The organism is Streptomyces sp. NPDC059957 (assembly GCF_042730015.1).
GTDB lineage: Bacteria > Actinomycetota > Actinomycetes > Streptomycetales > Streptomycetaceae > Streptomyces.
The window spans coordinates 22,826-29,976 of the sequence record NZ_JBHWMB010000087.1 but is presented as its reverse complement, the minus strand read 5'-3'; the positions used below and the strand labels follow the sequence as shown (position 1 = coordinate 29,976).

Sequence of the window (7,151 nt, the reverse complement as noted above, 5' to 3'; positions counted from 1 at the left end):
CGTCTCCAAGCGGCGGCGGAGGCCTTCGAGCAAGCCGGCCGCGCCCCCGGCGAGAGGGCGCTGACGGGCAGGCGCCGGGTGGAGAGCCTCCGCCCGCGAGTTGGAGCGCGCACCGCGCACGGCCCGGGGCGGCGGCGCCGCGGTGGTCCTGACGCTGCTGCTCGCGCTGGTGGAGGCCGTGGAAGCGGCCCGGCTGTGGCATGAGGCGAAGGAGCATCGGGCGCAGGCGAAGGCGGCCGACGCCGGGCTGCTGCTGCGCGAGGCCGCGACGGCGGCGGGCGCCCCCGCCCCCGGGGCAGGTCGTGCGACTCCTTCGGGTACGCGGGGCTCGGGCCGTGGCCCGGCACCGTCCGCGCGCGTTAGCCCGGTAACACCGCACACGCCGCCCGGTCCGGACCGGCCGGGCCCGTCCCGGTCCCGCTGACCTCCCGCCGAAGTGCGAGGAGCACCCCTGCTGATGGCCACCCCCGCCCCGATGCCCGTCGGCGAGCCGTTTTCCGAAGGGCTCGCCGAAGCCGCGCAGTCCACCGCGATCGCGATGCGTCTCTTCTTCCTGGCCCCCGCACTGCTCCGGCCCCTCGGGAGCGCATCTTCCCCACCCTCGTCGAAGGCCCCCGCCGGAACCGGGAGATCCGGGCGGCGGGTGGTGCCGGTGAACCAGGCGTCTCTGTTGATAACGCCCTCTCCAAGCTGTTCTAGACCATCGGTCCCCGCCCCCGCCGCCCACCCCCCAACTAACAGAAGCACCCGGCCCTGCGGGCAAACCGCGTCTCGCTGGCGGCTGTGTAAGCCGAGTGCTACACCCGTGAAGTCCTCGGCCTGGACGCGATCGTGGCCAAATTGCCCAGAGGCCGGCTGATCGTCTGTTGCTGTGTCGAGCGCGATCCTGAGGCATGCCACCGCTCGCTCGGGGCCGATCGACTACACACCGAGCAGAGCCTGCCCCTCGGCAAGCCCCTGTCGAATCGTGTGGTAGCTGATACGTACGGCTTGGGATAGCTGGCCGCGTAGTTCGTTGGGGAGTGCTCCCGTTTCAAGTGCGCAGGAGAGCACGAGGTTATGGCAGTCTTCCGCCTCTCGCGTGGTGGCGTGGGTCGGGAACAGGGGGTGCGACAGGGCTTCGCGTGCGGCGTAGCCGTCGGCCGCGGTCTTTGTCCGTCGGTGGAGTTCCGAGATCAGCAGGCGGGCTGTTGGGCCGGTTGGACAGGGCAATGTGTCCAGCAGGGCGAGGCCGAGCCGTACGTTGAAGACGGTGATGCCCTCCTCGTCTGGGCGTTCGAGGTAGGACGTCACCAGGCGCTGAAGAGGATGGCGCCAGGCCATGCCCCTCTTGCGGAGGTACAAGACGGACAGGCAGAGCGTGATGATGTTCTCCCAGGACTCCCCGGGCTCCGTGTCGGCCAATAGTTTGTTCGCGCCCTGCCTGTCCCCGGCGTCAAGGGCAGCGAGGACGGCTACCTGGCGGCCGTCGAGCATGCGCTGTCCGATGCCGCGGTGTGCTTTAACGTGGGCGAGTGCTTCCTTCCAGCGGCCGGCGGTGGTCAGGGCCCGTGTCCCGTCCGCGAGGAGGACCCGCCATAGCAGGGCACGGACCTCCTGACGGTCTTCGGCGTTGGCGGTCAGGTGTGCCGGTACGACGATGTCCTCGACCTGGGTTCGCGTGCCGGTGCTGACGTCGTTGAACAGCGTGAGCAGTCGCTGTAGGCCGGCTTCGGGCTGTCCGGAGCGGATCTGTAAGCGCGCGAGGTTGATGAGCGGTTCGAGGGCTCGGATCGCGGCCTTGCCGGACAGCGGGGCGGCGTCGAGGTAGGCAGCCGCGTGCTGGTGACACATCGCGCGGGCAACGCCCGGGATTCCTACATCCGAGGCGATCAACGCTGCTTGGTTGTAGACGGTGGAGGCAATGCTCGGATCGTGCAGCCTTGCCGCGGTGTCCGCGAGTTCGACCAGCGTGCGTACACGCTGCGGTAGCGGGAGGCAGGCCGGGCGCGGGCGGGCGATGAGCGGAAACCGCTGGGCCGCTGAGTCAGGCAGTCTCCACACGGTTCTCAGGTCTCCCGTCGGTGGTGGGGTCGGGACCGAAGATGACGGTCCGCGCGGCGGTGGCGAGTTCGGCTTGTGCCGGTTGTGAGAGGCCGATGCGGTTCCAGGCGAAGATCACGTGGTGTGCCAGGACATCGCGCAGTCCTCGGTGGAGCTGGCCGGCGGAGTTGAGGTGGGCAAGGGCTGTTCCGGTGTCGCTGTAAGCGTGGGCCCAGCGGGCTAGGTGAGCCAAGGCGCCTTCGGAGCGGAGCATCTCCTCGGTGTCCACGCTGATCAGGCGGCTCACGGCGTGGAGGAGTTTCGGGCCATGTCCCGCGTTCGTAGCGGCCGGAGGGCCGCGGTGTTCGCCGACGCGGGCCCAGACGTCGCCTTGCTCGTACCAGTCCAGTCCGGCGGAGCGCATCAGCAGGGTGCACAGCAAGAGGGATGTCTCGCGTCGGTGGCGGCCGCCGTCGGCCCGCAGCTGGGTGGTCAGGTGATGGCTGTCGGCGTGGAAGAGGCGATGGGCCGCGTCCATGGCTGCGCCGCCGCCGAAGGCATGGACCTCGGGCTCGTAGATGACCTCGGTCCAGCCGGTGATGTGTCCGCGCGTGGTAAGCACATCCAAGCCGGTGCTGATGTGAGAATGCCCGCTCGGGCCGGGTTGGTAGCGGACGCGCCAGCAGGGGCTTTTGCGGACGTGGAACCAAGGGGTGACGGCGCCTTCGGCCTGGGCGTGGTGGAGGAGTGGGACGAGGTGCTTGAGGGCGGTGGCTTCGGCGTGGTCCCAGTCTGGGAAGGCGACGTTGGCCTGGCGCCAAGGGTGGAGGGTCATGAAGGCGGGCTCCCGGAGGGTGGTCAGGCCAGGGCGAGGAAGGTGTCCCAGTGCGGGGCGGGCGAGTGGTTGGTGCCGAGGGTGTGCAGGGCGAGGGCCGCGCCTGCGGCGCCGTCGAGGAGTTCGGGGTCGTGGCCGGGCTGGTCGAGCGCGGCGATGAGGCACTCGGCCAGCGCCGGCAGTTCGGCGGTGATTTCGGTGTTGCCGGTTTCGGTGGCCATGCGCCAGGCGGCTTGCAGCAGCCCGGCTTGTCCGTGGCACAGGCCGATCTCCGGGAGCGTGCGGAGCTGGGCTGGGTCGCGCAAGGTCGCGAGGAGGCTGGTCTCGGCGGTGCGAACCCGTGCCGGGTCGCTGAGGGCGAGGCCGGCCAGCTGCTGGGCTCGGGCGGTACCGCTGGCGCCGTAGCACCAGGAAGGCCGCGGCCGAAGCTCGCGAGCGACGTCCCCGCCTGTCGTCTGCTCCAGGGAGATCAGGCCCGGCCACCACGGGCTGGACTCGTCACCCTGGCGCCACCGGTCGGTCCACGCGCAGATCCCTTCCACGGCTTCGGACAGGCCGGGCAGGTCCACGCCGTGCAGCTGGGCCAGGGACAGCACGGCCAGCGTGGAGCCGATGCCGTGGGCCAACCCGAAGTTCCCGTGCCCGCCGGGGAAGTCGGCGTTCACGGCTCCTGTGGGTGCCACGTCCATCCACCACGGCGGCAGCCCGGCCGGGTCGGGCAGCGGCTCGGTCAGCCGCACCAGATAGGCCAGGACCGCCCGCGTAGTCTCCGCATCTCCGTGGCGGCTGAGGTGGTAGGCCGCCAGCCCGGTGAGGCCCTGGATCAAGTCGAATTCCTCCATCGGCGGGCGCACACCGGCAGCGATCCGGTGCGCAGCAGCGTCAAGGCGGTGGAGGGTGACGGCGGTGGATGTTGCGTCCAGGCGCTCCAGCACCCGTCCGTACCGTCCCGAGGTGCTGGCAGCGCGGTGGAGGAGGAACGCCAAGGCCGGGGCGCCGAAGTACAGGTTCGCGTTGTCCGCGCCGCTGATCTCGCCGTGGAGGGCTTCGGTAACCCATCGGTGCGCGAGGTCCCAGTCGCCGTGGCCGCTTCGGGCGCGTTCGATGTGGAGCAGGGCGATGCCCGAGGCGCCCCCGGCGAGTGACTGCGGCCAGGCTCGGCAGCCCTCGGGACGACCGTCGGGCCAGATGGTGGCCGGGTCGGCCAGGTGGTGTGCCAGCTTCTCGGCGGCCGACAGCGCGGCGGGGAAGGGAGCGGCCGTGGTCATGGGGTCCTCTTTGCTCGGGCGGTCCAGCTCAGGGCGGCTGCTCGGGCCAGGTGAAGGTGTGCGCGCTCCTCGTCCAGGCCAGGCCCGCGCATCCGGACGTGGTGCAGGTGCAGCAGGTCTGCCAACACTTCTTCCGGGCTCAAGGCCGTATCCGTCAGGGCCCGTCGGTACTCGGCGAGGGCTAGGCGGCGTTCGGCCCAGAGGGTGGTGACATGCGCGTCGAGCACAGTCACCGTGCCGGTGGCCAGGTCGACGGCCTGTCGGTAGACGGCACGGGGCGGGGCTGTCGGGTGGGTGCGGGTGCGCTCGACGAGCCAGTGCATTGCCGCGCTGGTGTCGCCGAGGAGGCCGGTGGAGATATCGACCATGCTCGCCGCGGTGAGCGCACGGGAGTCGGGGCCGCCTGCCGAGTTCTGGGCGGCGAGCTGGGCGACCGCGGCGGCGGAATCCGCGGCGAAGTACCTTTCGGCTGCCTCGAGCGCGGCGGCGCCGCCGAATCGGGCCGTCTCCGGCTGATAGGTGGCGATGCTGAGGTGCGTGATGAGGCCGAGGTGCCGGAGCTTTCGGGCCCATGCACCGACCGTCTGGACGGCCGTACCGAGGGTTCCCGGAGCGCAGGCCAGGCGGAGGCGAAGGTGGTCTGCCGGATCGGGGTAGCGGATGAACCACCAGCTCGGTCCGTCGAGTTCGTGCACCAGATCCGCCACGTATCGGGTCAAGATTGCGTTCTGCTCGTCGCGATGTCCGTGGAGCTGGAGGTAAAGCCGGTCGTCGCAGCCGGGCAGATGCCCATGTCCACGGCCCACGACGTGCCCGCCGGCGGTCGGGACGGGCGGGATCCTCTGGTCCGAGGCGAGAGGGATGACGACCTCGTGGGCACGGCCGCCGGACCAGCCCAGATCGTGGGCGTGCGGGGCAGCGCGGAGGGTCACCATCCGATGGCGGTCCAGATGGGCGCGCAGCAGGGCCCGGTGTGATGGCTCTGCGAGGTCGAGGGCGAGGGTCTGGTCGGCTTCGCTGAGGTAGGCGCGCTCAGGCAGATTGACCTCGCGCCGCCATTGAGTCAGGCGCTCGTCCCACTGCTCCCATGACGCCCCCGAGGTGGGGAGGTCGGTGGCCCTGAGGAGCCAGCGAGCCGGGGAGATGATCGTGCGTCCGTAGCGCAGAGCTGGCAGGAACGGCAGTGCGGAGGCGGCGCCGCCCCACTGAAATCCCGTACACGGCACGGCCAGGGCGACGGGCGCCTCGACAAGGAACCGGGCCAGCGGATGGGTGTGCTGGGTCAAGTCGACGGCGTTGAGCAGCAGAGTGTGGACCGGGCGGCGCAGGGAGAGGGAAAACAGGTGCAGCCGCTCCGCGTCGGCGGTCACCGCCAGGTCTGCGACGGGGAGCACTCTGCTCTCGGGGCCGTGGTAGTCGCCGACGGGTATCACCAGGTCTGTGACCTGCGGGGTCCGTGCGACGTTCTCTCCTTGGGCCGACAGCGGGGTGGAGCTGATCTGCGCGACGAGCGCATCCTGGTGGACGCCGGGCAGCGCAGCGTAGGCCTTGCTCATGGTGTGGCGTTCCGCGTCGGGCAGCAGGCCGAGGAACCGGCCGGTGGTCGCGCCGGCCGAGCGCGCCACACCGGTGACGTGGAGTGCGAAGTCGCCCCGCTCCAAGGCTGCCATATTCACGGCGTGGATCCGGACGGTCAGCTCGGTGCTCGACTGCACTGGCCTCCCGACGTTGATGCTGGCCAGCTCCTCGATCATCGCGTCGTCGAGTACGACTTCGAGGCGCCGCTGCATCGCGGCACCGAAGGCGAGCTTCAGGAGGCGGCTTTCGCGGTCAGGCGTGGGGGAGGGCGTGGCGTCGGTGGACCCGCGGTAGCTGGGCGGGTAGCCGAGGGCATCGATGGCGTCCACCACGGGGACGACGGCCCGCGGTCCGTACCGGTCGAGGAACCGGGCGTGCCACTCGTCCCAGCCGCTGAGGGTGGCACGGGGAGCCAGCCGGGACAGGGCGAACGCTGCGGATTCCGCCTCGCGCGTCACGGTCTCGGGGATCGTCAGGCTCCAGTCCACCCGCAGGTCGAGTGCTGGTTGCCGACCTTCTCGCGGGGCGTACTTCTCGACGTGGTCGAGGAGAGCGGCGAGCGGATCGGCGGCCGTCATCGGTGCCCGTGCAGACGTGAGTAGGACCCGCTGTTCAACGAGCCCCGCAAGGAGCGCCGTCACCGCGGCGGTGTCCGCGCGGGGGAAGGCGGCGGACAGCTGCGCTGCGAGGTCGCTCCACCGAATCGGAGACCGGGCGCCTTCCAGGGCTGCTCGGACCGGCCCGGTTAGCCGTATCCGTACGTGTTCGGGCGCGCCGTTTGCTGTGGTGGGATGCCGGTGCTCGATCACCACGTGCCCATCGCGCTCGACGGCGAGGGAAGAGGCGACCAGCAGCAAATGGGAACGCAGCGCCGGGTCTGCCTCGAAGCGGGCGACCAGGGCGTTGAGGAACGTCGCGTTGGGCTTGGCGATGGCCTGGTGCCCGACGCCTACGGCCAACGCCGGTTTCGCGCCGTAGTGGGCGGCGGCGAAGCCGGCGAACAGTCCGAAGGGAGTGGCTCGCCCGCTCGCGCGCAGCATGTAGCGCAGGACCGAGAGGACCGTACGCCGTACATCGCGGGTGGGAAGGGGGCGGCCATCCCGGATCTGTCCGACCCGGTCCGCCAGGTCCGGACTCGCGGCGGTCACCGCCGCCGGGAAGCCGTCGGTCTCCCAGACCTGGTCCAGCCATGCCCGCCATGCTCCCGGGCCTGCGGCCGGACTGGTGAGGTCGGGCCAGGTCAGCCGGCGGTCGGGCTCCCAGGCCGATGCCCGGACCGCTGCTGCATCAACAGCTCGATACACGCGCACTCCTGTGGCCGAGTGGTGGGGGGGGGGAGCCCCAAAAGGGGGGGGGGGGGCAGAGGGGGTGGGGTGTTGTTCCTTGCCACCCGCCCACCCCCACACCCAAACAGTGCTTCTTCCCCCCCCCTCCCCCCCTATCAAACC

4 protein-coding genes are annotated in these 7,151 nt (G+C 70.8%); all 4 read right to left on the bottom strand.

What is annotated here, in order from left to right; genetic code table 11:
• Positions 1 to 921: 921 nt before the first annotated feature.
• Genes ACFWBW_RS36170 through ACFWBW_RS36155 form a run of 4 tightly spaced genes read right to left on the bottom strand, consistent with a single transcriptional unit; the run spans position 922 to position 7,007 of the window.
• Positions 922 to 2,043: a hypothetical protein gene (locus tag ACFWBW_RS36170; RefSeq protein ID WP_385382194.1), complete on the bottom strand. Its 1,122-nt coding sequence runs from the start codon at positions 2,041 to 2,043 to the stop codon at positions 922 to 924.
• Complete coding sequence (locus tag ACFWBW_RS36165) at positions 2,027 to 2,857, bottom strand: thiopeptide-type bacteriocin biosynthesis protein (protein ID WP_385382191.1); 831 nt, start codon at positions 2,855 to 2,857, stop codon at positions 2,027 to 2,029. Before ACFWBW_RS36165 ends, ACFWBW_RS36170 begins: the two co-directional genes overlap by 17 nt.
• A 23-nt stretch (positions 2,858 to 2,880) precedes the next feature.
• On the bottom strand, positions 2,881 to 4,125 hold the full coding sequence (locus tag ACFWBW_RS36160) for a lanthionine synthetase C family protein (protein ID WP_385382188.1): 1,245 nt from the start codon (positions 4,123 to 4,125) through the stop codon (positions 2,881 to 2,883).
• Positions 4,122 to 7,007, bottom strand: coding sequence for a lantibiotic dehydratase (locus ACFWBW_RS36155; protein ID WP_385382185.1), 2,886 nt, complete (start codon positions 7,005 to 7,007; stop codon positions 4,122 to 4,124). Before ACFWBW_RS36155 ends, ACFWBW_RS36160 begins: the two co-directional genes overlap by 4 nt.
• Positions 7,008 to 7,151: the final 144 nt, after the last annotated feature.